The 23,482-nt window shown below is 69.6% G+C and carries 23 protein-coding genes and 1 riboswitch; of the genes, 12 read left to right on the top strand and 11 right to left on the bottom strand.

The genetic code is table 11. From position 1 onward, the window contains the following. The first annotated feature begins 19 nt into the window (after positions 1–19). Genes AC1PMG_RS10905 through AC1PMG_RS10920 form a run of 4 tightly spaced genes read left to right on the top strand, consistent with a single transcriptional unit; the run spans position 20 to position 3,643 of the window. Positions 20–1,990 (top strand): heme lyase CcmF/NrfE family subunit, encoded by a 1,971-nt coding sequence (locus tag AC1PMG_RS10905; protein ID WP_481108911.1) that lies wholly within the window; start codon positions 20–22, stop codon positions 1,988–1,990. Then, complete coding sequence (locus AC1PMG_RS10910; protein ID WP_481108912.1) at positions 1,987–2,529, top strand: DsbE family thiol:disulfide interchange protein; 543 nt, start codon at positions 1,987–1,989, stop codon at positions 2,527–2,529. The genes AC1PMG_RS10905 and AC1PMG_RS10910 overlap by 4 nt, the downstream gene beginning before the upstream one ends. Beyond that, positions 2,526–2,996: a cytochrome c-type biogenesis protein gene (locus AC1PMG_RS10915; RefSeq protein WP_481108913.1), complete on the top strand. Its 471-nt coding sequence runs from the start codon at positions 2,526–2,528 to the stop codon at positions 2,994–2,996. Before AC1PMG_RS10910 ends, AC1PMG_RS10915 begins: the two co-directional genes overlap by 4 nt. Beyond that, positions 2,993–3,643, top strand: a complete 651-nt coding sequence (locus AC1PMG_RS10920; RefSeq protein WP_481108914.1) for a tetratricopeptide repeat protein — start codon at positions 2,993–2,995, stop codon at positions 3,641–3,643. The genes AC1PMG_RS10915 and AC1PMG_RS10920 overlap by 4 nt, the downstream gene beginning before the upstream one ends. Positions 3,644–3,680: 37 nt before the next feature. Here AC1PMG_RS10920 and AC1PMG_RS10925 read toward each other — a convergent pair whose 3' ends face one another. Beyond that, complete coding sequence (locus tag AC1PMG_RS10925; protein WP_267081423.1) at positions 3,681–4,040, bottom strand: response regulator; 360 nt, start codon at positions 4,038–4,040, stop codon at positions 3,681–3,683. A 220-nt stretch (positions 4,041–4,260) separates the two neighbouring features. On the opposite strand from AC1PMG_RS10925, the gene AC1PMG_RS10930 reads away from it, so the two are divergent. From AC1PMG_RS10930 to AC1PMG_RS10940, 3 genes are read left to right on the top strand one after another with little or no spacing between them, the layout of a single operon-like run. Further along, positions 4,261–4,599, top strand: coding sequence for a DUF3649 domain-containing protein (locus tag AC1PMG_RS10930; protein WP_267094086.1), 339 nt, complete (start codon positions 4,261–4,263; stop codon positions 4,597–4,599). Continuing rightward, positions 4,596–6,212: a PepSY-associated TM helix domain-containing protein gene (locus tag AC1PMG_RS10935; protein ID WP_481108915.1), complete on the top strand. Its 1,617-nt coding sequence runs from the start codon at positions 4,596–4,598 to the stop codon at positions 6,210–6,212. The genes AC1PMG_RS10930 and AC1PMG_RS10935 overlap by 4 nt, the downstream gene beginning before the upstream one ends. Further along, positions 6,209–6,541: a DUF3325 domain-containing protein gene (locus AC1PMG_RS10940; protein ID WP_148828700.1), complete on the top strand. Its 333-nt coding sequence runs from the start codon at positions 6,209–6,211 to the stop codon at positions 6,539–6,541. The genes AC1PMG_RS10935 and AC1PMG_RS10940 overlap by 4 nt, the downstream gene beginning before the upstream one ends. Positions 6,542–6,582: 41 nt before the next feature. Here the strand turns inward: AC1PMG_RS10940 and AC1PMG_RS10945 are convergent, their stop codons facing one another. From AC1PMG_RS10945 to AC1PMG_RS10965, 5 genes are all read right to left on the bottom strand, one after another. After that, entirely contained in the window at positions 6,583–6,906 is a 324-nt protein-coding gene (locus AC1PMG_RS10945; protein ID WP_481108916.1) for a DUF190 domain-containing protein, read from the bottom strand. A 14-nt stretch (positions 6,907–6,920) separates the two neighbouring features. After that, positions 6,921–7,310 carry a fluoride efflux transporter CrcB gene (crcB, locus tag AC1PMG_RS10950; protein ID WP_019801484.1) on the bottom strand — a complete coding sequence of 130 codons (390 nt, stop codon included), beginning with the start codon at positions 7,308–7,310 and terminating at the stop codon, positions 6,921–6,923. Continuing rightward, positions 7,307–7,714 (bottom strand): hypothetical protein, encoded by a 408-nt coding sequence (locus tag AC1PMG_RS10955; protein ID WP_225851617.1) that lies wholly within the window; start codon positions 7,712–7,714, stop codon positions 7,307–7,309. The genes crcB and AC1PMG_RS10955 overlap by 4 nt, the downstream gene beginning before the upstream one ends. Beyond that, on the bottom strand, positions 7,711–9,051 hold the full coding sequence (locus AC1PMG_RS10960) for a voltage-gated chloride channel family protein (protein WP_481108917.1): 1,341 nt from the start codon (positions 9,049–9,051) through the stop codon (positions 7,711–7,713). Before AC1PMG_RS10960 ends, AC1PMG_RS10955 begins: the two co-directional genes overlap by 4 nt. Before the next feature lie 80 nt (positions 9,052–9,131). Continuing rightward, positions 9,132–9,202: riboswitch (Fluoride riboswitch) on the bottom strand. A 58-nt stretch (positions 9,203–9,260) separates the two neighbouring features. After that, a complete protein-coding gene (locus tag AC1PMG_RS10965; protein ID WP_481108918.1) occupies positions 9,261–10,631 on the bottom strand; it encodes a replication-associated recombination protein A in 1,371 nt (456 codons plus the stop codon). A gap of 138 nt (positions 10,632–10,769) precedes the next feature. Between AC1PMG_RS10965 and dmeF the strand changes: the two genes are divergently transcribed. Further along, on the top strand, positions 10,770–11,885 hold the full coding sequence (dmeF, locus tag AC1PMG_RS10970) for a CDF family Co(II)/Ni(II) efflux transporter DmeF (RefSeq protein WP_481108919.1): 1,116 nt from the start codon (positions 10,770–10,772) through the stop codon (positions 11,883–11,885). Between the two features lie 46 nt (positions 11,886–11,931). On the opposite strand, the gene lolA is transcribed toward dmeF, so the two are convergent. From lolA to AC1PMG_RS10985, 3 genes are all read right to left on the bottom strand, one after another. After that, on the bottom strand, positions 11,932–12,558 hold the full coding sequence (lolA, locus tag AC1PMG_RS10975; RefSeq protein ID WP_017914052.1) for an outer membrane lipoprotein periplasmic chaperone LolA: 627 nt from the start codon (positions 12,556–12,558) through the stop codon (positions 11,932–11,934). Positions 12,559–12,642: 84 nt separating this feature from the next. Continuing rightward, positions 12,643–14,589: a DUF3857 domain-containing transglutaminase family protein gene (locus AC1PMG_RS10980; RefSeq protein WP_481108920.1), complete on the bottom strand. Its 1,947-nt coding sequence runs from the start codon at positions 14,587–14,589 to the stop codon at positions 12,643–12,645. Between the two features lie 53 nt (positions 14,590–14,642). Further along, positions 14,643–17,000: a DNA translocase FtsK gene (locus tag AC1PMG_RS10985; protein WP_017913921.1), complete on the bottom strand. Its 2,358-nt coding sequence runs from the start codon at positions 16,998–17,000 to the stop codon at positions 14,643–14,645. Between the two features lie 287 nt (positions 17,001–17,287). On the opposite strand from AC1PMG_RS10985, the gene trxB reads away from it, so the two are divergent. From trxB to infA, 4 genes are all read left to right on the top strand, one after another. Next, positions 17,288–18,256, top strand: a complete 969-nt coding sequence (gene trxB, locus AC1PMG_RS10990) for a thioredoxin-disulfide reductase (protein WP_010341722.1) — start codon at positions 17,288–17,290, stop codon at positions 18,254–18,256. Positions 18,257–18,370: 114 nt separating this feature from the next. Continuing rightward, positions 18,371–19,495, top strand: coding sequence for a GNAT family N-acetyltransferase (locus tag AC1PMG_RS10995; protein WP_481108921.1), 1,125 nt, complete (start codon positions 18,371–18,373; stop codon positions 19,493–19,495). Between the two features lie 22 nt (positions 19,496–19,517). Then, on the top strand, positions 19,518–20,255 hold the full coding sequence (gene aat / locus AC1PMG_RS11000) for a leucyl/phenylalanyl-tRNA--protein transferase (protein ID WP_481108922.1): 738 nt from the start codon (positions 19,518–19,520) through the stop codon (positions 20,253–20,255). A gap of 92 nt (positions 20,256–20,347) precedes the next feature. Next, positions 20,348–20,566, top strand: coding sequence for a translation initiation factor IF-1 (infA, locus tag AC1PMG_RS11005; protein ID WP_004425677.1), 219 nt, complete (start codon positions 20,348–20,350; stop codon positions 20,564–20,566). A 124-nt stretch (positions 20,567–20,690) separates the two neighbouring features. Here infA and clpA read toward each other — a convergent pair whose 3' ends face one another. Next, positions 20,691–22,973 carry an ATP-dependent Clp protease ATP-binding subunit ClpA gene (gene clpA, locus AC1PMG_RS11010; RefSeq protein WP_342072723.1) on the bottom strand — a complete coding sequence of 761 codons (2,283 nt, stop codon included), beginning with the start codon at positions 22,971–22,973 and terminating at the stop codon, positions 20,691–20,693. A gap of 123 nt (positions 22,974–23,096) precedes the next feature. Continuing rightward, complete coding sequence (clpS, locus tag AC1PMG_RS11015; RefSeq protein ID WP_010341728.1) at positions 23,097–23,417, bottom strand: ATP-dependent Clp protease adapter ClpS; 321 nt, start codon at positions 23,415–23,417, stop codon at positions 23,097–23,099. Positions 23,418–23,482 lie beyond the last annotated feature (65 nt).

Genomic DNA, 23,482 nt, shown 5'->3' on the forward strand with positions numbered 1-23,482 from the left:
GCGCCGAGAGCGCCGCACGATGAGCGCCGAACTCGGCCAGTGCGCGCTGATCCTGGCCCTGCTGCTGGCATTGGTGCAGGCCGTGTTGCCGCTGCTCGGCGCCTGGCGCGGCCAGCGCGCCTGGATGGCGGTGGCGCGGCCGGCTGCCTACGCCCAGGCCGGCTTCGCCTGGCTGGCCTTCGGCCTGCTCGGCTACGTGCTGCTGCAACTGGATTTCTCGGTGCGCTACGTCGCCGCCAACGCCAACCTGGCGCAGCCCTGGTACTACCGGCTGGCCGCGGTGTGGGGCGCGCACGAAGGCTCGCTGCTGCTGTGGATCGCCATCCTCAACCTGTGGACGGTGGCGCTGGCACGTAGCGGCCGGCACCTGCCGGACGCCTTCGCCGCGCGCGTGCTCGGCGTGCTCGGGCTGATTTCCAGCGGCTTCCTGGCCTTCGTCCTGTTCACCTCCAATCCGTTCGTACGGCTGTCGCCGATGCCGCGCGATGGCAGCGAACTCAACCCGGTGCTGCAGGACCCGGGCATGGTGCTGCATCCGCCGGTGCTGTACACGGGCTATGTCGGCTTCTCGGTGGCCTTCGCCTTCGCCATCGCCGCCCTGCTCGGTGGCGAACAGCAGCAGGCCTGGGTGCGCTGGGCGCGGCCGTGGACCAACGTCGCCTGGGGCTTCCTCAGCGCCGGCATCGTCGCCGGCAGCTGGTGGGCCTATGCCGAACTGGGCTGGGGCGGCTGGTGGTTCTGGGACCCGGTGGAAAACGCCAGCTTCATGCCCTGGCTGGTCGGCGCCGCGCTGATCCACACCCAGGCGGTCACCGAGAAACGCGGCGCGCTCGGCGCCTGGACCCTGCTGCTGTCGATCCTGGCGTTCTCGCTGTCGCTGCTGGGCACCTTCCTGGTGCGCTCCGGCGTGCTGACCTCGGTGCACGCCTTCGCCGCCGATCCGCGCCGCGGCCTGTACATCCTCGGCTTCCTGGTGCTGGTGGTCGGCGGCTCGCTGCTGCTGTACGCGCTGCGTGCGCCGCGCATGGCCGCCGGCAAGCCGTTCGCCGCGCTGTCGCGGGAGACCGCGATCCTGGTCGGCAACCTGATGCTCAGCGTGGCCGCGGCGATGGTGCTGCTGGGCACGCTGTTCCCGCTGCTCGGCGATGCGCTGCGGCTGGGCAAGATCTCGGTCGGGCCGCCCTACTTCGGCCTGCTGTTCCCGCTGCTGATGCTGCCGGTGGTGCTGCTGTTGCCGTTCGGTCCCTACCTGCGCTGGGGCCGCACCGAACCCGGCGCACTGCGCGCGGTGGCCGCGCGCGCCGGTCTGGCCGCACTGGCCTGCGCGCTGCTGGCGTGGCTGTTGAGCGCGGGCACGCTGCGCGCGGTGGCCGGCGTCGCCGCCGCGGCCTGGGTCGGCGTCGGCACCGCGCTGTATGCACTCACCCGCTGGCGCAGCGCCCCGCGCGGCCGGCGCTTCCCCGCCGAACTGGCCGGCATGCTGCTGGCGCATGCCGGGGTCGCGGTGTTCGTGGCCGGCGTGCTCTTGTCGGAAAGCCTGTCGGTGGAACGCGACGTGCGCCTGGACCCCGGCCAGAGCGCGCAAATCGGAGCGCATGCATTCCGCTTCGATGGCGTGCGCCTGGTCGATGGCCCCAATTGGAAGGCCGAGCAAGGCACGGTGAGCGTGCTGCGCGACGGCGCCGTGGTGGCGGTGCTGCATCCGCAGAAGCGCCTGTACAGCAGCGAGCGGATCCAGACCGAGGCGGCCATCGACGCCGGTGTGCTGCGCGACCTGTACGTCGCCCTGGGTGAGCCGGTCGACGACCAGCACATCGAGTACGGCTGGACCCTGCGCCTGTACGACAAGCCGTTCATCCGCTGGATCTGGGCCGGCGGCCTGCTGATGATGCTCGGTGGCTTCGTCAGCGCCGGCGCGCGCCGCTTGCGTGCGCAGCCGGCCACGGACAACGCCGCCACGCCGGCCGCGCTCGCCGGAGCCGCGCCATGAGCCGGCTACTGCCGCTGGCCGCGTTCGCGCTGCTGACCGCGTTGTTCGGGTTCGGCCTGTGGTGGAGCCGCAGCCACGATCCGCGCGAGGTCCCTTCGCCGCTGCTGGGCAAGCCGGTGCCGGCGTTCGCGCTGCCGCGCCTGGACCGCCCGGACCTGCGCAGCGGCAGCCAAGAACTGCGTGGCCGCCCGTATCTGCTCAACGTGTTCGGCAGCTGGTGCATGGCCTGCAGCGAGGAGCATCCGCTGCTGATGGCGCAGGAGCGGGAACTGGGCGTGCTCCTGATCGGCTACGCCTACCGCGACGAGCCGCACGACACCGCTGCCTGGCTGGCGCAGCGCGGCAATCCGTATGCGCTGGTGCTGGTGGACGCCGATGGCCAGCGTGCGATCGACCTGGGCGTGTACGGCGCGCCGGAGACCTTCCTGGTCGATGCCGACGGCGTGGTCCGCTACAAGCACGTCGGCGTACTGACGCCGCAGGTGCTGGCCGACGAGCTGCGTCCGGCGATCGCGGCGCTCGATGGAGCACGGCGATGAGCGCGTTCGTCGCACGGACGCGCAGGCGCACGCCGTGGTGGCAGCTGCTGGTGCTGCTGTGGTTACTGGGCGGTGCACTGCCGGCCTTCGCCCAGGCGGTGGACCCACTCCCCTTCAAGGACCGCGCGCAGGAACAGCGCTTCCAGCAACTGACCGCGCAACTGCGCTGCCTGGTCTGCCAGAACGAGAACCTGGCCGATTCCGACGCGACGCTGGCGCGCGACCTGCGCCACCAGGTGTTCGCGCAACTGCAGGCCGGGCGCAGCGATGCGCAGATCAAGCAGTACATGGTCGATCGCTATTCGGCCTTCGTGCTGTACGACCCACCGCTGGCGCCGGGCACCTGGCTGCTGTGGTTCGGGCCGGCGCTGTTGCTGCTGGGCGGCGCCGCGATGGTGCTGGCGACGCTGCGGCACCGCCGCCGCGCCCTTGGCGCCGTCACGACGGAAGCGGAGGACGCCTGGTGACGCCCGGCTTTCTGATGGCCGCCGCCGCGATGCTGGGCGTTGCCCTGTTCGCGGTGTTGCGCCCCTTGCTCGTCCAGCGTTCCGGCGCAGGTCGGCAACGCGGCGGCGCGCTGCTGCTTGCGCTGCTGCTGCCGTTGCTGGGTGCTGGCCTGTACTGGCGCATCGGCACACCCGCGGCCCTGGCCGGCGTCCCGCTGCAACCGCTGCCGCCGCCCGCGCCGGACCAGACCGCGCAACTGCTGCAAGGCTGGCTGCAGCAGGCCTGGGACGCGCAACAGGCGCAGCGCCCGCACGAGGCGCAGCAGGCCTATGCGCAGGCGCTGCGGATCGCCCCGGACAACGTCGAGGCATTGCTCGGCTGGGCCGAGACCGACATGGCGCAACGCGCCGATCTCACGGTGGGCAGCGCCGCCCGCGCCATGCTCGACCGGGTGCTGGCGCAGCAGCCGGACAACCAGCGCGCGTTATGGATGCGTGGCATCGCCGCCTTCCAGCAGCAGCGCTATGCCGATGCGGCCGGCGACTGGCGCCATCTGTCGACCTTGCTGCCGGCGTCGTCGCCACTGCGCGAGGCGGTGACGCAGAAGATCGCCGCTGCCGACGCGATGGTCGCAAACACAGGCGCAGCGAGCGCAACACCACACTGATGCGAGCACCAGATCGCACCTGCGCTCCGCGGTCCACTCACAGCGCGTACGCGATCTTCTCCTTCAGCATGTCCGCATTGAACGGCTTGACGATGTAGCCGCTGACCCCCGCTTCGCGGATCTCGATCACCTTGTCGCTACGACCCTCGGTGACCGTCATCAGGAACGGCGTGCCTTTCAGCTGCGCGTCGCTGCGAACCGCCCGCAGCAGCTCCAGACCGGTCATCGGCGCCATGTTCCAGTCGGAAATGACCAAGCCGATCTTCTCCGCCCGCATCGCGGCCAGCGCCGCCTCGCCGTCGGCTGCTTCGACGACGTCGTCATAGCCGAGTTGGCCCAACAGCATGCGGATGACGCGCCGCATCGTGCGGTAATCGTCGACGACCAGAATCTTCATGACGTCCCCAGGCAGCCCGATGGCAGGACCGATGGTGCAGGAGTCCTGCCCCCGATGCCACCGACCAAGCCGGGCGTGCCCTGCAGGCGCAGCAGTGCCGACCCACCTGCACATTGCGCCGAAAATAGGAATGCGTATCATTAACGAAACTGATCGCCTCGCTGCCATCCCGCTCCGCCTAGCCCTGTCGCCAAGCCGGTGCCTCTCCCGACGGGCCCCCATGCATCCAGTTCCGCCAGCGCCGCCGCGCCTCTCCACGCCGCCCACCGCCGCCTCGCGCGGGTTGCCTCCCTGGCTGGGCGTACTGGCACGCACCCTGGCCGCGATCGTCGGCGGCTATGCGCTGGCCGCGGCCACCTCCGTGCTGCTGCCGCTGCTGTGGCCATCGGTGCGCGCGCAGGCGGTGTTGAGCGGGATGATGCTGGGCATCCTGGTCTGCGCCTGCACCGCGCTGTGGGCGTTCGCCGCGCGCAGCGCCGGGCGCGCCTGGCTGGGCATCGCCGCGCTACTGGCGCCGATGGCGCTGGCCATCGCCTGGCTGCAGCAGCACGCGCCATGAAGCAGGGATTCCGCCAATCGATGGCCTGGCTGCACACCTGGAGCGGCCTGCTGGTGTCGTGGGTGCTGCTGCTGATCTTCATGGCCGGTACCGCCAGCTATTTCCGCAACGAGATCAGCCAGTGGATGCGCCCGGAACTGCCGCGCGCGCAACCGAGCACCGACGTGGTGGCTGCACGCGCGGTGGCGCTGCTGCAGCGCGAGGCGCCACGGTCGCCGCAGTGGTTCGTGTCGCTGGCCAACCCGCGCGCGCCGTTCACCGATCTGTTCTGGCGCAACCCGCCGCCGGCCGACGGCACCCGCCCGAGCCGCAAGGCGATGTTCGGCAGCGCCCTGCTCGACCCGGTCAGCGGCGAGGCCAGCCAGACCCGCGACACCCGCGGCGGCGACTTCTTCTACCGCCTGCACTTCGACCTGCACTACATGCCTGCGCTGTGGGCGCGCTACATCGTCGGCTTCTGCGCGATGTTCATGCTGGTGGCGATCATCAGCGGCGTGATCACCCACAAGAAGATCTTCAAGGACTTCTTCACCTTCCGCCCGGCCAAGGGCCAGCGCTCGTGGCTGGACTTCCACAATGCCAGCGCGGTGCTCGCCCTGCCCTACCACGCGATGATCACCTACACCGGGCTGGTCACGCTGATGCTGATGTACCTGCCCTGGGGCATCCAGACCGCCTATCCGGACGCCGAGCAGGCGTTCTATGCCGAGGCCTTCCAGGAACCGCAGAACCTGCGCGAGGCGAGCGGCACGCCCGGCCACATGCTGCCGATCGCGCAACTGCTGGACGTGGCGCGCCGCGAATGGGGCGCGCAGGCGCCGATCGCCGGCTTCACCGTGTACAACGCCGGCGACGCCGCCGCGGCGATCCAGATCCGCCAGGGCGACGGCCAGCGCCTGGGCTACACCACGCCCTCGCTGCTGCTGGACGCGGCCAGCGGGCAGATCCTGGGCCGCAGCGGCGAACTCGGCGCCGCCGCGGAAACCCGCAGCACCCTGTACGGCCTGCACCTGGCGCACTTCGCCGGTCCCTGGCTGCGCTGGCTGTTCTTCGGCTGCGGCCTGCTCGGCTGCCTGATGGTGGCCAGCGGCGCGATCCTGTGGGCGGTCAAGGAGCGGCCCAAGCACGCCAAGGCCGGGCGCATCGGCCTGGGCCTGCGCCTGGTCGACGCGCTCAACATCGGCACCGTGGCCGGGCTGCCGATCGCCTTCGCCGCCTATTTCTGGGGCAACCGGCTGCTGCCGCTGCACCTGGAATCGCGCCCGGAAAGCGAAGCAGCGGTGTTCTTCCTGGCCTGGGCCGCGGCCCTGGTCGCCGCGCAGGTGTGGCCGAAGCGCGCGATGTGGGCCTGGCAACTGTATATGGGCGCGGCACTGTTCGGATTGCTGCCGCTGCTCAACGCCGTCACCACCGATGCGCACCTGGGCGTGAGCCTGCTGGCCGGCGACTGGGCGCTGGCAGGATTCGACCTGGTCTGCCTGTTCCTCGGTATCGCGCTGGCGCTGGCTGCGCGGCGCATGCAACTCTGGCAACCGCCGCTGTCGGCGGCCGAACGCCGCGCCCGCGACCGCGGTGGATCCGGCAAGCCGGTCCTGGCCACGGAGGGCGCATGACCGTCCTCGGCCTGTGCCTGGCCTTCTCCGGCTTCGTCGCGCTGTGCCTGGGCATGGAGAAGCACCAGCTCGACCTGTACGGCGCACGCCGCGCCGCCGCGCCGCGCCTGCGGCAACTGCAGGCCGCCGGCTGGCTGCTGTTGAGCGCGGCGTTCGCCTGCTGCGTGGCCGCGCGCGGCTGGGGCATCGGCCCGGTGCTGTGGGTGGGTTCGCTCAGCGCCAGCGCAGCGTTGCTCACCCTGGGCCTGCTGCCGTACCGGCCGCGGCTGATCGTGCCGCTGGCGTTGCTGGCGCCGCCGCTGGGCGTCGGCGCCGCCCTGCTGGGTTGACCTCGACCATGCACCGCCGGCGGTGATGCGCCGCAGGTCGCCTAGGCGACCGCCCTGCCCACGCGTCCATACTCGACCGGCACTTTCACGTAGCTCAGATCGAGTTCTTCCTCCGCCAAGGCCTGCATCAGCCGCTGGCAGGCGGCCTCGTCCACCGACACGGTGACCGCGAGTGGCTGTTCGGCCAACTCGAAAAAGTGCGTGGCATGCAGGTGGCCGCCGTGATCGAAGCCTTCGAGCCCCCCGATCACCGTGCCGCCGCAGGCGCCATGCGCCTTGGCGAACTGCAGCAACCATTCGCCGATCGGCGCATGTCGGTGCCGCCGTTCCTGTTCGGTGAAGAACGTCAGTTGATAGCCTTGCATCGTCCTCGCCTCGCTCATGCGTTGCGGACCAGTGAGATGGTGAACATGCCCAGCAACGTCATCAGCAGCGAGCCGCCCACATGCATCGCCAGCATCGCCGCCGACCAGCCCAGACGGCCGTCGCGCAACAGCAGCAACAGCTCGGCCGAGAACGTCGAGAACGTCGACAACCCCCCGGCCAGCCCGGTGATCACGAACAGGCGCCACGCCGGCGACAGCGTCGGCATCGCCGCGAAGAAGGCGATGCCGGCCCCGACGATATAGGCCGCGATCAGGTTGGACGCTAGCGTTCCCATCGGGATCTGCGGCACCACGCCGTTCATCGCCAGGCTCAAGGCGTAGCGCGCCAAGGCGCCGATCATCGCGCCGATCCCGATCGCAACAATGGTCTGGAGCGTGTTCATGGAGCGGCACCCTGGGCGCGGAAGGCGGAATGAGAGCCCCCATTGTGCGCAAGCGGCAGCTCGCAGAGGAAGAGCACGGCGTGGACCTTGCGCAACTCCTCCGCATGGTCGGCCACAAAATCGCGCAGGCGCTGCTCGGTGTCCAGCAGTTCCAGGCAATGCGGATGGCGCATGCCGCTCAACTCCGGATGCCGCTGCGACAGACCAGCGCCGGGCAGATAGCCACGCTCGACCGGATGCAGCATGGCTTGGGCAATACGGCTGCGGCGCGCCATCGCCAGCAGGTGATCGGCGAGCGCCGGCGCGGTCAGCCGATGCCAGAAGCGCGTGGGCCGCCCGGCCTTGGTGGAGAACGGAAAATACAGGCGCAAGGCCGCCATCTGCGCTGGGAGCGGCCGGTTCACGGCAACCGCTCCGCGTCGGTGTCCACCGCCGTGTCCTGCACAGGCAACGGCCGGCGCCGCAACTGCCCCAGGTCGGCGATCCGCAGCGCCTCCGGCATCGGGCCTGCGGCGCGACGATGCTTGCCGTGCCCGACGCGTTGCGCGTGATAGATGCCGGTGTGCCCCGAAAACAGGAAGGCGGTGACGCAGCCGATCGCCGCCAACGGTCCGATATCGGCCCCGAACAGTTCCATCGCCATCAACGTGGTGGCGATCGGCGTGTTGGCCGCTCCCGCGAAGACCGCCACGAAGCCGATGCCGGCAAGCAAGGGGAACGGCAGGTGCAGCAGCGGCGCCAGCGCGTTGCCCAGGGTCGCGCCGATATAGAACAAGGGCGTCACTTCCCCACCCTTGAAGCCGCTGCCCAGCGAGGCCACGGTGAATGCGAACTTGCCCAGAAAATCCCACGGCGCCATCGGCTGCCGAAAGGACTGCACGATGTCGGGAATGCCCAGTCCGACATAGTGGTAGGCATCCAGCGCCCACACTGCCGTGGCGATCACGATGCCGCCAAGGGCCGGTCGCAGGGGCGCATACGCGACCGTGCGCTTGACCAGTCCACCGACGTGGTGCGTCGCGGTGGCGAACAGCATGCCGACCAGGCCGAACACGATGCCCGCGGCGACCACGGCCATCACGCTGGCGCTGCTTACCGGCACCACCTGGCCGATCGCATACGTGGTGTGCTGGACGCCCCAGGCGCGGCACACCTGGTCGGCGACGATCGCGGCGACGACGCAGGGGAACAGCGCGTCGTAGCGCATGCGGCCGATCGCCAGCACTTCCAGGCCGAACACCGCGCCCGCCAGCGGCGTGCCGAACACCGAGGCGAAACCGGCGCTGATGCCGGCCATCAACAGCATGCGCCGGTCCGGACGCTGCAGACGCAGCACATGCGTGAGCTGGTCCGCCAAGGCCCCGCCCATCTGCACCGCCGTCCCTTCGCGACCCACCGATGCGCCGAACAGGTGCGACACCACCGTCCCACCCAGCACCAGCGGCACCATCCGCAGCGGCACGACCTTCTTCGGATCGTGGATCTCGTCGATGATGAGGTTGTTGCCGCCATCGACCGCCTTGCCCAGCAGGTGGTAGACCAGGCCGACGCCGAATCCGGCGACGGGCAGCACCCAGATCGCCCAGCGATGCGCTTCGCGCCAGGCCGTGGCGCCGTCGAGGGAAAACAGGAACAACGCAGACGCGCTGCCTGCCAGCGTGCCGACGATCAGGGCAATAACCAACCATTTGCCCAGGTAGGGCAGCAATTCGAACTGTTCCAGGCGTTGCAACTTGGGCATCGGTCCTCTCCTCAGCCACGGATTGGGCCGACCGGAGCGAGGGATGCGGACGCGCGCGCCTACAGCCCCGACCTGGTCGGGCGACTGTAGGCGTCATCAACCACGCCGAGCGCGTGGTGGTTAAAGGAGGAACGCCATCTCCTGCCGCGAGTATGCGGGGCGTTGCGCGCGGGTGTCCAGCGGCATCGCGCGCCGCGGTTCGGTGGCCGTCAGCCGCGCGTCCCGGCCTTCTCTGCCCGCGCCTGCTCGCGCGCGGCGCGCAGGCGGTCGAGCTTGTCCTTGAGCTTGATCTCCAGGCCGCGCTCCACCGGCCGGTAGTACACCCGCTCGCCCATGGCATTGGGAAAGCCGGTCTGGTCCAGGGCGATGCCGCCTTCGGCGTCGTGGTCGTACTGGTAGTCGGCGCCGTAGCCCAGGGTCTTCATCAGCTTGGTCGGCGCGTTGCGCAGGTGCAGCGGCACCTCCTGGGTGCCGGTCTCGCGCACTTCGGCCTTGGCCTGGTTGAACGCGGCATAGCCGGCGTTGGACTTGGCGGTGCTGGCCAGGTACAGCACCAGTTGCGCGAAGGCCAGCTCGCCTTCGGGACTGCCCAGGCGCTCGTAGATGTCCCAGGCTTCCAGCGCCATCGACTGCGCGCGCGGGTCGGCCAGGCCGATGTCCTCGATCGCCATGCGAGTCAGCCGCCGCGCCAGGTAGGACGGATCGCAGCCGCCGTCGAGCATGCGCGTGAGCCAGTACAGCGCGGCGTCCGGATTGGAGCTGCGCACCGACTTGTGCAGCGCCGAGATCTGGTCGTAGAACTGCTCGCCGCCCTTGTCGAAGCGGCGGGTGCGGTCGGCCAGCACCTGCTGCAGGGTCTGCGCGGTGATCTCGCCGCCCTCGTCCTGGGCCAGCTCGGCGGCGATTTCCAGCAACGTCAGCGCGCGCCGCACGTCGCCATCGGCGGCGCCGGCGATCTCCAGCAAGGCCGCATCGGAGACCTGCAGGTGCTCGGCGCCGAGCCCGCGTTCGGGATCGTGCAGCGCCCGCTGCAGCGCCTCGGCGATGTCCTGCGGCGACACCGCCTCCAGCACGTGCACACGGCAGCGCGACAGCAGCGCCGAATTCAGCTCGAACGAGGGATTCTCGGTGGTCGCGCCGACGAACAGGATGGTGCCGCGTTCGATATGCGGCAGGAACGCATCCTGCTGCGCCTTGTTGAAGCGATGCACCTCGTCGACGAACAGCACGGTGCGGCGGCCATCGGCGAAACGCTGCGCGGCCTCGGCCAGCACCCCCCGCACCTCCGGCAGGCCGGACAGCACCGCCGAGATCGCCTTGAACTCGGCCTCGGCGTACTGCGCCAGCAGCAGCGCCAGGGTGGTCTTGCCGCAGCCCGGCGGCCCCCACAGGATCATCGAGTGCACCCGGCCGGACGCGACCGCGCGGCGCAGCGCACTGGTCGGCGCCAGCAGGCGCTTCTGCCCGACCATCTCGTCGAGCGTGCGCGGTCGCATGCGCTCGGCCAGCGGGCGCATGGACTCGCGGTCGACGCTCAGCAGGTCGGGGGTATCGGAAGCGAAGGGTCTGCGTTTGGCCATCTGCCCATTCTATCGCCGCGGCCCGTGCACGCCGTGCGGCCTGCAAGCGCCCCTGCCGGCATCTCCGTCATCGCAAGCCTGCGCGGTACCGACGCCAGCGCTAGAATCGCGGCGCCTCCTTGCCCGGCCGATCCCGCCATGAGCCACCACGACACCCTGGACGCCTTTACCCATCAGCACGACTTCCTCGGCACCCGCCACGAGCGCAATGCGCGCCGCACCTGGTCGGTGGTGGCGCTGACCGCCGCGATGATGGTCGTGGAGATCGTCGCCGGCTGGTGGACCGGCTCGATGGCGCTGCTGGCCGACGGCCTGCACATGGCCACCCATGCCGGCGCGCTGTCGCTGGCCGGCTTCGCCTACTGGTTCGCGCGCCGGCACCGGCACAACCCGCGCTTCACCTTCGGCACCGGCAAGGTCGGCGACCTGGCCGGCTTCTCCAGCGCGCTGATCCTGGCGCTGATCGCCCTGGGCATCGGCGTGGAATCGGCCATGCGCCTGGCGCAGCCGGTGCACATCGCCTACGACGAGGCCCTGTGGATCGCGGCGCTGGGCCTGCTGGTGAACCTGCTCAGCGCCTGGATGCTGGGCGCCGACCACCACCACGATCATGGGCACGGCCATGGTCATGTCCACGGCCACGGCGATCATCACGACCACGATCACGGCCATGCCCACGCCGCGCACCGGCATGACGAGCATGCGCACGCGCATCACGATGGGCATGACCACGATCACGCGCACGCTCACGACCATCACCACCCTCACGATCACCACGGGCATGCGCACGCCCATGCCGCGCCCGCGCAAAGCCACGACCGCCACGCGCACGCCGATCACAACCTGCGCTCGGCCTACATGCATGTGCTGGCCGACGCGCTGACCTCGGTGATGGCGATCGTCGCCCTGCTGCTGGCCAAGTACCTGGGCTGGACCTGGACCGATGCGTTGATGGGCATCGTCGGCGCCATCGTCATCGCCCGCTGGTCGCTGGCGCTGCTGCGCGACACCGGCGCGGTACTGCTCGACGCCTCGGCGCCGGCGGCGCTGCAGGCACAGATCCGCGACCGCCTGCAGCAGGACGACGAGCGCATCGCCGACCTGCACGTGTGGCGGGTCGGCCCCGGCCAGCATGCGGCGATCGTGTCGCTGGTGACGCACAAACCGCGGCCGGCGGCGTTCTACCACGCCCGCCTGCAGGGCGTGGCCACGCTGGGCCACGTCAGCATCGAAGTGCAGACCTGCCCCAACTGAGCGGAAAGGCCGCCGCGCACCGACCCGGCGCGCGGCGGCGGCCGGCTCAGCGGTCGCCGACCACGTCCACGTCCTTGTCCGGGACGTAGCGGAAGGTGCCGGCGGCGAAGGCCGGATTGCGCTTCCAGTCGCTGAAGCTGATGTCGGTGCGCTGGCCGACCGGGTCGACCACTTCCATGCGCGCCAGGCCATTGCGGTCGAAGCCGAGCTTGGCCATCTGGAAGCTGGCCTCGGTGTCCACCTTCGGCGTCATGGTCAGCCATTGCAGCCCGTCGCGGGCCACCGCCTCTTCGCTGACGTCGTACTGGCGGTCGAGCCGGCCCGGATCGATCAGCGCGGTCAGCGGGCTGTTCTGCTCCTCGCTGCCCTGCGCGCGCACCGTGGCCTGCTTCAGGTCCGGGTCGTAGACCCAGACCTTGCTGCCGTCGGCGACGATCAGCTGGGTATAGGGCTTGCGGTACTCCCAGCGGAACAGGCGCGGCGCCGACAGCGCGACGCGGCCGCTGGAGCTTTCCTTCAGCGTGCCCTTGCCGTCGTAGACCTTCTGCGCGAACTGGCCGTCCAGGCCCTTCAGCCCGCGGGTGAAGGCGGTGAGGTCCTCGCGGGCGCCGGCGAAGGCGGAGCCGGCCAGCAGCGCGGTGGCGAGGACGGTGTAGCGGAGTGTGCGAAGCATGCGGATGGATTTCCGGATGGAGTGTGGGAAGTGTGACGCGCCGCGCCTGAATAGGCGATCAGAGGATGGCTGGCCGCGCCAGGTCTACGGCCCGGTCTGCATCCGGCCGAGGTCGCCGTACAGGATCTGGCTGCGGAAGCCGCGCCGCACCTGCTGGTACAGCTCGCGGAACGCGGCGTAGTCCTGCGGCTGGCACAGCGCCGCCGGGCCGTGGATCGCGCGCCGGTGCAGCGTATGCGTGGCGGTCACGGTCTGCCCGTCGCGCACCCAGGTCGCGGCGTACTCGCCGGCGGCGTTGCGGAAATGGGTGTCGGCCGGAATCGCGATGATCGGCACGCTGTCCGGGAAGGTGAGCCGGTAGGTTTCGCTGCGCGCATTGTCGTTGCAATAGAACGGGGTCAGGTTGCGCTCGGCCGAGGCGGTGCTGTAGACCCCGCGCACCGAATCGGCGCCGGGCATCAACGGCAGGCTCATGCCGCCGACCACGCCGAAGTCGACGTAGTCGTGAGCCTGGAAGCGGTAGGCGTAGCCGAACGGCCGGCTCAGGTCCTGCGGCGTGCCCTGCAGCAGCAACTCGCCGCTGCCGTCGAAGCCGGACGCGGCGACGATCGACTCCTCGATGCGGGTGCGGTTCTGCGCGTTGAGCTGCACGAACATCGTGCGCAGGCCGACCTCGCCGACGTCGCCGCTGTCCAGCCGGGTGACCCCGCTCACGCTGCCGTCGGCGGCGAAGCGGTAGTCGGTCTCGACCAGGTAGCGATTGCGCTTGGCGTCGTCCGGCGGCGTGCGCGCCACGGTGCCGTCGGCCGTGTGCAGCACCGGCGCACCCAGATCGCCGGCCGGCAGCTGGCCGAAGCGCGCGTACGGGCTGGTCGAATCCACGTACAGCTTGAACTCGGGCAGATAGGTGATGGCGTGGTTGAAGCGGCCCAGCACCGGCACCTCCGGCAGGGTCGGCCCGCCCTGCGCACCGATCAGCACCGGCGTGCTGGCGATGCCCTTGGCCGCCAGCAGCGCTTCCAGCACCACGGTGTGGTCCTTGCAGTCGCCGTAGTGGTTGTCGAGGATGCTGTCGGCGCTGTTCGGCTGCAGCCCGCCGTTGCCCAGGTACACCGCCACGTAGCGGATGTTGCGCGCCACCCATGCGTACAGCGCGGCGGCCTGCGCGCGGCGATCGCCGATGCCGGCGGTGATCTGCTCGGCGCGGGCGCGCACCTTGGGCGTGACCTGCGCGGCGGCGGCACTGCTGCGCTGGTAGGCCTGGGCCATCTGCGACCAGCGGCGGAAGCTGCTGGCCATGATGGTCGGGCTGAACTCCCAGGTGGCCGCCGACCAGTTCTGGCTCTTCATCGGCTCGCGGCGGCTGTAGCGCCATTCCCAGCGCGCCTGTTCGCCGTCGATCGTCGGCGTGTCGCTGCCCTGCACGCCGCGCGTGTACAGGTGCATCTGCAGGCGCCGCGGCGCCACCAGGGTCACCGTGGCGTCGTCGTACTGGGAGAACACGCTGAAGGTCTCCCACAGGCTGAAGTAGCCGGGGAAGTACGGCACGGTCTGGGTGCGGCGCACGCGGTACACCAGGCGCGCGCCGGGCATCAGGTTGGGGAACACCACCACCTTGACCTTGCGGTCGGCGTACATCGCCGCCGATGCGCTCGAATAGCTTTCCTGGGTGTAGATCTTGTCGGCCGGCACGTCGTGGCGCAGCCCGTCCGGGGTCAGCGTGTAGGCGGCCAGCACCTCCAGCGTCTCCAGCTTCTCGCTGTAGCCCAGCCGCACCTGGCTGAATTGGTCGACGCCGGCCTTGGTCTTGAGCAGCAGCTCGTACTCGTCGGTCTCGACGCTGGTGGCGTCCTCGCGCACCTCGTAGTCGGCGCGGTAGCGCACGTAGCTGTAGTTGTTGCTGACCACGGGGGCGGCCGCCGCACCCGCGGTCTGGTCGGTATCGGGATGCGCGGCCGGCGCCGGTTGCGCGCCGGCGAGGCCGGCCAGCGCCAGCAGCGCCGCGCCGAACAGCCAGCGCGCGGTGCGCACAGGCCTCCGGCCAGGCAGACGCCGGCCATGGCCGGCGGGCGGCGCGGTGCGGTTCACTTCGGCGGCGGCGGCGCCAGCACGCTGCGGTCGCCGTTGTGTTCGGGCGGGCTGACCACGCCGGCGGCTTCCATCGCCTCGATCAGCCGCGCGGCGCGGTTGTAGCCGATCTTCAGCCGCCGCTGCACGCCGGAGATCGAGGCGCGGCGGGTCTCGGTGACGATGCGCAGGGCCTCGTCGTACAGCGGATCGGATTCGTCGCCGCCCCCGCCGCCGGCTTCGGGCAGGCCGGTGGCGCCGATCACGGTGCCGTCGCCCATGGTCTGCACCTCGTCGAGCACGCCCTCGATGTAGTCGGCCGGGCCGCTGGCCTTGAGGTGCTCGACCACCCGGTGCACTTCCTCGTCGCTGACGAAGGCGCCGTGCACGCGGTCCGGCATCGCCGTGCCCGGCGGCAGGTACAGCATGTCGCCGTGGCCGAGCAGGGTCTCGGCGCCGGACTGGTCGAGGATGGTGCGCGAGTCGATCTTGGAGCTGACCTGGAAGGCGATGCGGGTCGGGATGTTGGCCTTGATCAGGCCGGTGATCACGTCCACCGAGGGGCGCTGGGTGGCCAGGATCAGGTGGATGCCGGCGGCGCGGGCCTTCTGCGCCAGGCGCGCGATCAGTTCTTCGACCTTCTTGCCGACGATCATCATCATGTCGGCGAATTCGTCGATGAAGATGACGATGAACGGCAGCGTGTCCAGCGGCCGCGGCGCCTCGGCCAGGTCCGGGTTGGGCTTGAACAGCGGGTCCATCAGCGGCTGCCCGGCGTCCTGCGCGTCCTTGACCTTCTTGTTGAAGCCGGCCAGGTTGCGCACGCCGACCGCGCTCATCAGCTTGTAGCGGCGCTCCATCTCCGCCACGCACCAGCGCAGGCCGTTGGCGGCCTCCTTCATGTCGGTGACCACCGGCGCCAGCAGGTGCGGGATGCCCTGGTAGACGCTCAGTTCGAGCATCTTCGGGTCGATCATCAGCATCCGCAGGTCCTTGGCCGAGGCCTTGTACAGCAGGCTCAGCACCATCGCGTTGACCGCCACCGACTTTCCCGAGCCGGTGGTGCCGGCGACCAGCAGGTGCGGCATGCGCGCCAGGTCGGCCACGGTCGGGCGCCCGGCGATGTCCTTGCCCAGCGCCAGGGTCAGCGGGCTGGCCGACTTGTCGTATTCCTTGGAGCGCAGCAGCTCGCTGAGATAGATCATCTCGCGGCTGACGTTGGGGATCTCCAGGCCGATCACCGACTTGCCCGGGATCACGTCGACCACGCGCACCGACTTCACCGACAGGCCGCGGGCGATGTCCTTGTCCAGCGAGCTGATCTGGCTGACCTTGATGCCCGGCGCCGGTTCTATCTCGAAGCGGGTGATGACCGGACCCGGATAGGCGCCGACCACCTGCGCCTCGATGCGGAAGTCCTTGAGCTTGAACTCGATCTGCCGCGACAGGGTTTCCAGGGTCTCCTCGGAATAGCCCTTGGCCTGCGGCTTGGGGTCGTCCAGCAGGGCCAGCGGCGGCACCCCGGACGGGTCGCTGCCGGTGCCGTGGAACAGCGGGATCTGCTGCTCGCGCTTGGCGCGCTCGCTCTTCTCCACCACCGGCGCCGGCGGCGGCTCGATCTTGACCGGCTCGCGCTTGGCGCGCTGCACCGCATCGACCTTGCGCACTTCCTCGCGTTCCTCGCGCATGGCGCGGGTCTGCTGCCACTCGTTGGCCTGCTGGGTACCGCGGCGGGCCAGCGCCGGCAGGGTCATCACCGCCTTGCCGATGCGCTCCATCACCGCGAACCAGGACAGCCCGGTGGCCAGGGTCACCGACACCAGCAGCAGCACCAGCACGAACAGGTTGGCGCCGAGCGCGCCAAACCCGGCGCCGAGCGAATTGCCGACCAGCTTGCCGAGGATGCCGCCGGCCCCGGCCACGTCGCCGGCGAACAGGCGCAGGTGCAGCAGCCCGGTGGCGGCGATCAGGAAACCGACGATGCCGACCAGGCGCAGCGCCGGCCCCAGGTCGGCCTCGCCATCGCCGTCCTGGTCCATGCCGAACAGCGCGATCCAGGAGATCGCGCCGATCACCACCGGCAGCAGGAAGGCCACGTAGCCGAACAGTTGCAGCAGCACATCGGCGATCCAGGCGCCGAACTTGCCGCCCATGTTGTGCACCGGCGCGACCACGCTGCCGGTATGCGACCAGCCCGGATCGGTCGCCGAATAGGTGGCCAGGCTGGCCAGCAGGTACAGCAGCAACGGCGCGATCGCGATCAGCGCCAGATCGCGCCACAGCTTCTGCCGGCGTGGGTTGGGCGCGGCGCCCTGCTTGCGTGCCGCCGCATTGGCGCCCTGGGTTTTGCCGCGTTCCGGAACCTGCTTCGCCACGCTATGACCAGACCTTAGAAATGCATCGTTAGTGATTGATAATAAACGACTCGCCCTTGCATTTCAGCAGTCGGTACCTGAATCGTCCGGACTTGCGCAGGCCGACGCCGGCAGCGCCCGATCGCGGCGGGCAACGACGCGCGAGACAGGCTGTCTGTCGCAGCGGGCCGCAGCGTTTCCGCCACGCGGCTTGATTCGTTCCAGGCCGGCCGCCACTCTATGCGCCTTCGCCGGAACCCGCGCAATGCCGCGTTTCCGCCGCCATTTCACCCTGTTCGCGAGTATACATGAGCCCCTCTGCCGCCAATTCCGCCAAGCATTCCCGCCTGCTGATCCTGGGTTCCGGCCCGGCCGGCTGGACCGCCGCGGTCTACGCCGCGCGCGCCAATCTCAAGCCGGTGGTGATCACCGGTCTGCAGCAGGGCGGCCAGCTGATGACCACCACCGAGGTCGACAACTGGCCGGGCGATCCCCACGGCCTGATGGGACCGGACCTGATGGCGCGCATGCAGGCGCATGCCGAGCGCTTCGAGACCGAGGTGATCTTCGACCACATCCACACCGCCGACCTGTCGCAGCGTCCGTTCCGGCTCAGCGGCGACAGCGGCGACTACACCTGCGACGCGTTGATCATCGCCACCGGCGCCACCGCCAAGTACCTGGGCATCCCCTCGGAAGAGGCGTTCAAGGGCCGCGGCGTGTCCGCCTGCGCCACCTGCGACGGCTTCTTCTACAAGGACCAGGACGTGGTCGTGGTCGGCGGCGGCAACACCGCCGTGGAAGAGGCGCTGTACCTGTCCAACATCGCCCGCAAGGTCTATCTGGTGCACCGCCGCGACACCCTGCGTGCGGAAAAGATCATGCAGGACAAGCTGTTCGCCAAGGTCGCCGCCGGCAAGATCGAGACCGTCTGGCATCACCAGGTGGACGAGGTGCTGGGCAACGAGGCCGGCGTCACCGGCGTGCGGGTCAAGTCGGTGCAGGACGGCAGCACCCGCGACCTGGAAGCGCACGGCTTCTTCGTCGCCATCGGCCATCACCCCAACACCCAGCTGTTCGACGGCCAGTTGGCCATGCACAACGGCTACCTGGAGATCCGTTCGGGCCTCGGCGGCGCCGCCACCGAGACCTCGGTGCCGGGCGTGTTCGCCGCCGGCGACGTCGCCGACCAGCACTACCGCCAGGCGATCACCTCGGCCGGCTTCGGCTGCATGGCCGCGCTGGACGCCGAGCGCTATCTGGACAAGGGTGCCTGAGTCCGCGCACGTCCTGCACTGCCGGCGTCCGGCCGGCAGCGGCCGTGCGCCCGCGCGCGCGGCCGCTGACGCCGGCGGCCGCTGCGCCGCCTTCCACCGCGAGCAGCGCCGGCGATGAGCCGGATCCGCTGGCTGCACCAGCTCGATACGGTCGCCGCCGCCGACTGGGACGCCCTGCACGACGGCCGCAATCCCTTCGTCGCCCACGCCTTCCTGGCCGGCCTGGAGCGGCACGGCTGCCTGCGCCCGGACTGGGGCTGGAGCCCGCTGCATCTCACCGTCTGGGACGGCGAGACGCTGGTCGCGGCGGCGCCCGGGTACGTCAAAAGCAACTCGCACGGCGAATTCGTGTTCGACCATGCCTGGGCGCATGCCTATGCGCGCTACGGCCAGGACTACTTCCCCAAGTGGCTGTGCGCGGTGCCGTACTCGCCGGTGACCGGGCCGCGGCTGCTCGCTCGCGACCTGGCGGCACGACAGGAACTGCTCGCGGCCATGCAGGCGCTGACCGAGCGCACCGCCCTGTCCTCGGCCCACGTCAATTTCCACCGCGCCGAGGAGGACGCCGCGTTCGGCACCGACTGGCTGGAGCGCAACGACGTGCAGTATCAGTGGCACAACGACGCCGGCTGGTCCGCGTTCGACGATTACCTGGGCGCGATGGACCACAAGCACCGCAAGAACATCCGCCAGGAGCGGGCCAAGGTGCAGCGCGCCGGCATCGGCTTCCGCGTGCTGCACGGCGACGAGGCCAGCGCCGCCGACCTGCAGGCGATGTACGGCTTCTATCTGCGCACCTTCGACGACTACGGCAATTCGCCGGCGCTGACCCTGGACTTCTTCTCGCACCTTGCGCGCACGATGCCGCGCAACCTGCTGATCTTCCTGGCCATGCATGACGACACGCCGGTGGCCGGGGCGTTCTGCCTGCGTGGCGGGGACACCTTGTACGGCCGCTACTGGGGCGGCGAACCCCTGCCCGGCCTGCACTTCGAGACCTGCTACTACCAGGGCATCGCGTACTGCCTGCGCGAGGGCCTGACTCGCTTCGAGCCGGGCGCGCAGGGCCAGCACAAGATCGCCCGCGGCTTCCTGCCGCGGCTGGTACGCAGCCGCCACTGGATCGCCGACCCCGGCTTCCGCGTGCCGTTGGCCGAGTGGTGCGCGCAGGAGCGCGCCGAGGTGCGCCAGCACGCGGCGGCGCTGCAGCGCCACTCGCCGTTCCGCCACGACGCCTGAGGCATCGGCTACGCTGCCGGCGATGCGTCGTCTCCCTGCCCTGCTCGCGGCCGATCCCGCCGCCCCGTTCCCGCCGCCGTCCAGCGCCCTGCGCGAGCCGGACGGCCTGCTCGCTGTCGGCGGCGACCTGTCGCCGACCCGCCTGCTCGCGGCCTATGCGCAGGGCATCTTCCCCTGGTACTCCGACGGCGAACCGATCCTGTGGTGGAGCCCGGACCCACGTACCGTCTTCCGCAGCGATGGCGTGCGCCTGTCCTCGCGCTTCCGGCGCAGCCTGCGCCACTGCCCGTGGACGGTGCGCGCCGACACCGCCTTCGCCGCGGCCATCGACGCCTGCGCGCAGATTCCCCGCCGCGGTCAGGACGGCACCTGGATCACCGCGCCGATGCGCGACGCCTATCTGGCCCTGCACCAGGCCGGCCACGCGCATTCGGTGGAAGTGTTCGACGGCGACGAGTTGGTCGGCGGCATCTATGGGGTGGCCCGCGGGCGCATGTTCTTCGGCGAGAGCATGTTCAGTGCGCGCAGCGGCGGCTCCAAGGTCGCGCTGGCGGCGCTGGCGCGGCGCCTGCACGGCTGGGGCTGGCCGCTGATCGACGCGCAGGTGGAGAACGACCACCTGCTCAGCCTGGGCGCCGAGCGCTGGCCGCGTGCGCGGTTCCTGGACACCATCGCGCCGCTGGTGGCGGCGACCGCCGAGACCGCGCCGTGGACGCTGCGGTTCGGCACCCTGGCGGCCGCGGAACTGGCCCAGGGCTGAGCGGGATTAACGCAAACTTTGCATGCCGCGGCCCAGGCGAGTAAAATCCTCGCTCTTCAGGCCTTTGGCCGTTCCGAATCGCACAGGATTACATGTCGAAAGACGACTCCATCGAATTCGAAGGCACCGTCAGCGAGACGTTGCCCAATACCACGTTCCGGGTCAAGCTGGAAAACGGGCACGAAATCATCGCCCACATCTCCGGCCGCATGCGCAAGAACTACATCCGCATCCTGACCGGCGACCGGGTGAAGGTCGAAATGACCCCGTACGACCTGACCAAGGGTCGCATCACCTACCGCATGAAGTAATCCGCCCCGGCGGACATGAAGAAGGCGGCCCACGGCCGCCTTTCGCGTCTGCAACGGTAGAACGACGGTGACCTCGCCAGGCGGCTGCAGCCTCTGCAGCCGCCTTTCGTCGTGCCTGTCGGCCTCAGTCCACCGTCGCCGGCAGCAGGCGCTCCGGCTCGGCCTGGGTGTCCACCACCAGCTCGCCGTCGCGCACGTCGATGGTGACGCGGCCGCCATTGACCAGCTTGCCGAACAGCAGCTCGTCGGCCAGCGGACGCTTGACCTTGTCCTGGATCACCCGCGCCATCGGCCGCGCGCCCATCAGCGGGTCGAAGCCGTGCTGGGCCAGCCAGTCGCGCGCGGTCGGGGTCGCCGACAGCGACACGTGCTTCTCCTGCAGCAGCATCTCCAGCTCGATCACGAACTTGTCGACCACGCGCAGGATGTGGCTGAAGGCCAGCGGCTGGAACTGCACCACCGCGTCCAGGCGGTTGCGGAACTCCGGGGTGAAGCTGCGGCGGATGATCTCCATCGCATCGGTGGAGTGGTCCTGCTGGGTGAAACCGATCGAGCGCCGCGAGGCCTGAGTGGCCCCGGCATTGGTGGTCATCACCAGGATCACGTTCTTGAAGTTGGCCTCGCGCCCGTTGGTGTCGGTGAGCACGCCGCGGTCCATGACCTGCAACAGGATGTTGAAGATGTCCGGGTGCGCCTTCTCCACCTCGTCCAGCAGCAGCACGCAGTGCGGGGTCTTGACGATCTTCTCGGTCAGCAGGCCGCCCTGGTCGAAGCCGACGTAGCCCGGGGGCGCACCGATCAGGCGGCTGATCGAATGCGGCTCCATGTACTCGGACATGTCGAAGCGCACCAGCTCGATGCCCAACTGCAGCGCCAACTGCTTGGTGACCTCGGTCTTGCCCACGCCGGTGGGGCCGGCGAACAGGAAGTTGCCGATCGGCTTTTCCGGATTGGCCAGGCCCGAGCGCGCCAGCTTGATCGACGAGGACAGCGTCTCGATCGCCGGATCCTGACCGAAGATCACCATCTTCAGGTTGCGCTCCAGGTGCTGCAGCACGTCCTTGTCGGTGGCGCTGACCTGCTTGGCCGGGATCCGCGCCATCTTGGCGACGATGGTCTCGATCTCCTCGATGTCGATCAGCTCTTTGCGCTGGCCTTCCGGCAGCAGCCGCTGGCGCGCGCCGGCCTCGTCGATCACGTCGATCGCCTTGTCCGGCAGCAGCCGGTCGCCGATGTGCTTGACCGACAGGTCCACCGCCGCCTGCAGCGCGTCGTCGGCATAGGTCACGCCGTGGTGCGCCTCGTACTTGGGCTTGAGGCCCTGCAGGATCTCGAAGGTCTCGCCCACGGTCGGTTCGACGATGTCGATCTTCTGGAAGCGCCGCGCCAGAGCGCGGTCCTTCTCGAAGATGCCGCGGTATTCCTGGAAGGTGGTCGAGCCGATGCAGCGCAGCTCGCCCGAGGACAGCGCCGGCTTGATCAGGTTGGACGCGTCCATGGTGCCGCCGGAGGCGGAACCGGCGCCAATGATGGTGTGGATCTCGTCGATGAACAGCACCGCGTTGGGCACTTTCTTCAGCGAGGTCAGCACGCCCTTCAGGCGCTTCTCGAAGTCGCCGCGGTACTTGGTGCCGGCGACCAGCGCGCCCAGGTCGAGCGAGAAGATGACCGCGTCGGCCAGCACCTCGGGCACCGTGCCCTCGACGATGCGCTTGGCCAGGCCCTCGGCGATGGCGGTCTTGCCGACGCCGGCCTCGCCCACGTACAGCGGGTTGTTCTTGCGGCGGCGGCACAGCACCTGGATGGTGCGCTCGATCTCGTCGGCGCGGCCCACCAGCGGGTCGATGCGGCCATTGCGGGCCTGCTCGTTCAGATTGGTTGCGTACTCGGCCAGCGCGTCGCCCTTGGGTTCGCCCTCGCCCGCCTCGCCCTTGGGCTCGCCGTCGGACGGCGCGGCGTGCTCGCCGTCCTCGCCCATCTTGGCGATGCCGTGGGACAGGTAGTTGACGATGTCCAGGCGGGTGATGTCCTGCTGGTTCAGGAAGTACACCGCGTGCGAGTCCTTCTCGCCGAAGATCGCCACCAGCACGTTGGCGCCGCTGACCTCCTTCTTGCCCGAGGACTGCACGTGGTAGACCGCCCGCTGCAGCACCCGCTGGAAGCCCAGGGTGGGCTGGGTGTCGCGGCCATCGTCGTCGGCCAGGCGCGCCACCGAGGCTTCGATGGCCTGTTCCAGGTCGCCACGCAGGCGGTCGACGTCGGCGCCGCAGGCCTTGAGCACGGCCTGGGCGGAGGGATTGTCGAGCAGTGCCAGCAGCAGGTGCTCCACCGTCATGAACTCATGACGGGCTTCCCGGGCGCGCTTGTAGCACTGGCCGATGGTCTGCTCGAGATCTTTGCTGAACATGGTGTACTCCGACGTCTGTTGCCGACAATATGTGGCTTGAGTTGCGAATTTCCACAACCCTATCGGATCAGTGTGTTCACACCGCGTTAGTCCGGGCAAACCGGTGACCGACGCCTCCCACTATCAGGCTTTTTCCATCGTGCACAACAGGGGATGCTGGTTCATCCGCGAGAACTCGTTCACCTGAGCCACCTTGGATTCAGCCACCTCGCGGGTATAGACCCCGCACACCCCGCGGCCGCGGGTATGCACATGCAGCATCACCTGGGTGGCGCGCTCCAGGTCGAGGGAAAAGAACTGCTGCAGCACGGTCACCACGAAGTCCATCGGGGTGTAGTCGTCGTTCAGCAACAGCACCTGATACATGGGCGGGCGGGCGACTTCCGGCTTGCCGGTCTCCACCATGACGCCATGATCGTGCTCGGGGGAATTCTTGCGGGGCATCCGCCCATTATATACGGGGGCCGCCGGCCAGGATTGGACGATCGCCGGCCCTGCCCGCACAATTC

This window comes from Xanthomonas sp. NCPPB 2250 (assembly GCF_056725265.1).

Bases quoted from the DNA above. Each gene is read 5' to 3' on its own strand.
- AC1PMG_RS10905 (WP_481108911.1), top strand. From the start codon at position 20: ATGAGCGCCGAACTCGGCCAGTGCGCGCTGATCCTGGCCCTGCTGCTG.
- AC1PMG_RS10910 (WP_481108912.1), top strand. From the start codon at position 1,987: ATGAGCCGGCTACTGCCGCTGGCCGCGTTCGCGCTGCTGACCGCGTTG.
- AC1PMG_RS10915 (WP_481108913.1), top strand. From the start codon at position 2,526: ATGAGCGCGTTCGTCGCACGGACGCGCAGGCGCACGCCGTGGTGGCAG.
- AC1PMG_RS10925 (WP_267081423.1), bottom strand. From the start codon at position 4,040: ATGAAGATTCTGGTCGTCGACGATTACCGCACGATGCGGCGCGTCATC.
- AC1PMG_RS10930 (WP_267094086.1), top strand. From the start codon at position 4,261: ATGCATCCAGTTCCGCCAGCGCCGCCGCGCCTCTCCACGCCGCCCACC.
- AC1PMG_RS10935 (WP_481108915.1), top strand. From the start codon at position 4,596: ATGAAGCAGGGATTCCGCCAATCGATGGCCTGGCTGCACACCTGGAGC.
- AC1PMG_RS10940 (WP_148828700.1), top strand. From the start codon at position 6,209: ATGACCGTCCTCGGCCTGTGCCTGGCCTTCTCCGGCTTCGTCGCGCTG.
- AC1PMG_RS10945 (WP_481108916.1), bottom strand. From the start codon at position 6,906: ATGCAAGGCTATCAACTGACGTTCTTCACCGAACAGGAACGGCGGCAC.
- crcB (WP_019801484.1), bottom strand. From the start codon at position 7,310: ATGAACACGCTCCAGACCATTGTTGCGATCGGGATCGGCGCGATGATC.
- AC1PMG_RS10960 (WP_481108917.1), bottom strand. From the start codon at position 9,051: ATGCCCAAGTTGCAACGCCTGGAACAGTTCGAATTGCTGCCCTACCTG.
- AC1PMG_RS10965 (WP_481108918.1), bottom strand. From the start codon at position 10,631: ATGGCCAAACGCAGACCCTTCGCTTCCGATACCCCCGACCTGCTGAGC.
- dmeF (WP_481108919.1), top strand. From the start codon at position 10,770: ATGAGCCACCACGACACCCTGGACGCCTTTACCCATCAGCACGACTTC.
- lolA (WP_017914052.1), bottom strand. From the start codon at position 12,558: ATGCTTCGCACACTCCGCTACACCGTCCTCGCCACCGCGCTGCTGGCC.
- trxB (WP_010341722.1), top strand. From the start codon at position 17,288: ATGAGCCCCTCTGCCGCCAATTCCGCCAAGCATTCCCGCCTGCTGATC.
- AC1PMG_RS10995 (WP_481108921.1), top strand. From the start codon at position 18,371: ATGAGCCGGATCCGCTGGCTGCACCAGCTCGATACGGTCGCCGCCGCC.
- aat (WP_481108922.1), top strand. From the start codon at position 19,518: ATGCGTCGTCTCCCTGCCCTGCTCGCGGCCGATCCCGCCGCCCCGTTC.
- infA (WP_004425677.1), top strand. From the start codon at position 20,348: ATGTCGAAAGACGACTCCATCGAATTCGAAGGCACCGTCAGCGAGACG.
- clpA (WP_342072723.1), bottom strand. From the start codon at position 22,973: ATGTTCAGCAAAGATCTCGAGCAGACCATCGGCCAGTGCTACAAGCGC.
- clpS (WP_010341728.1), bottom strand. From the start codon at position 23,417: ATGCCCCGCAAGAATTCCCCCGAGCACGATCATGGCGTCATGGTGGAG.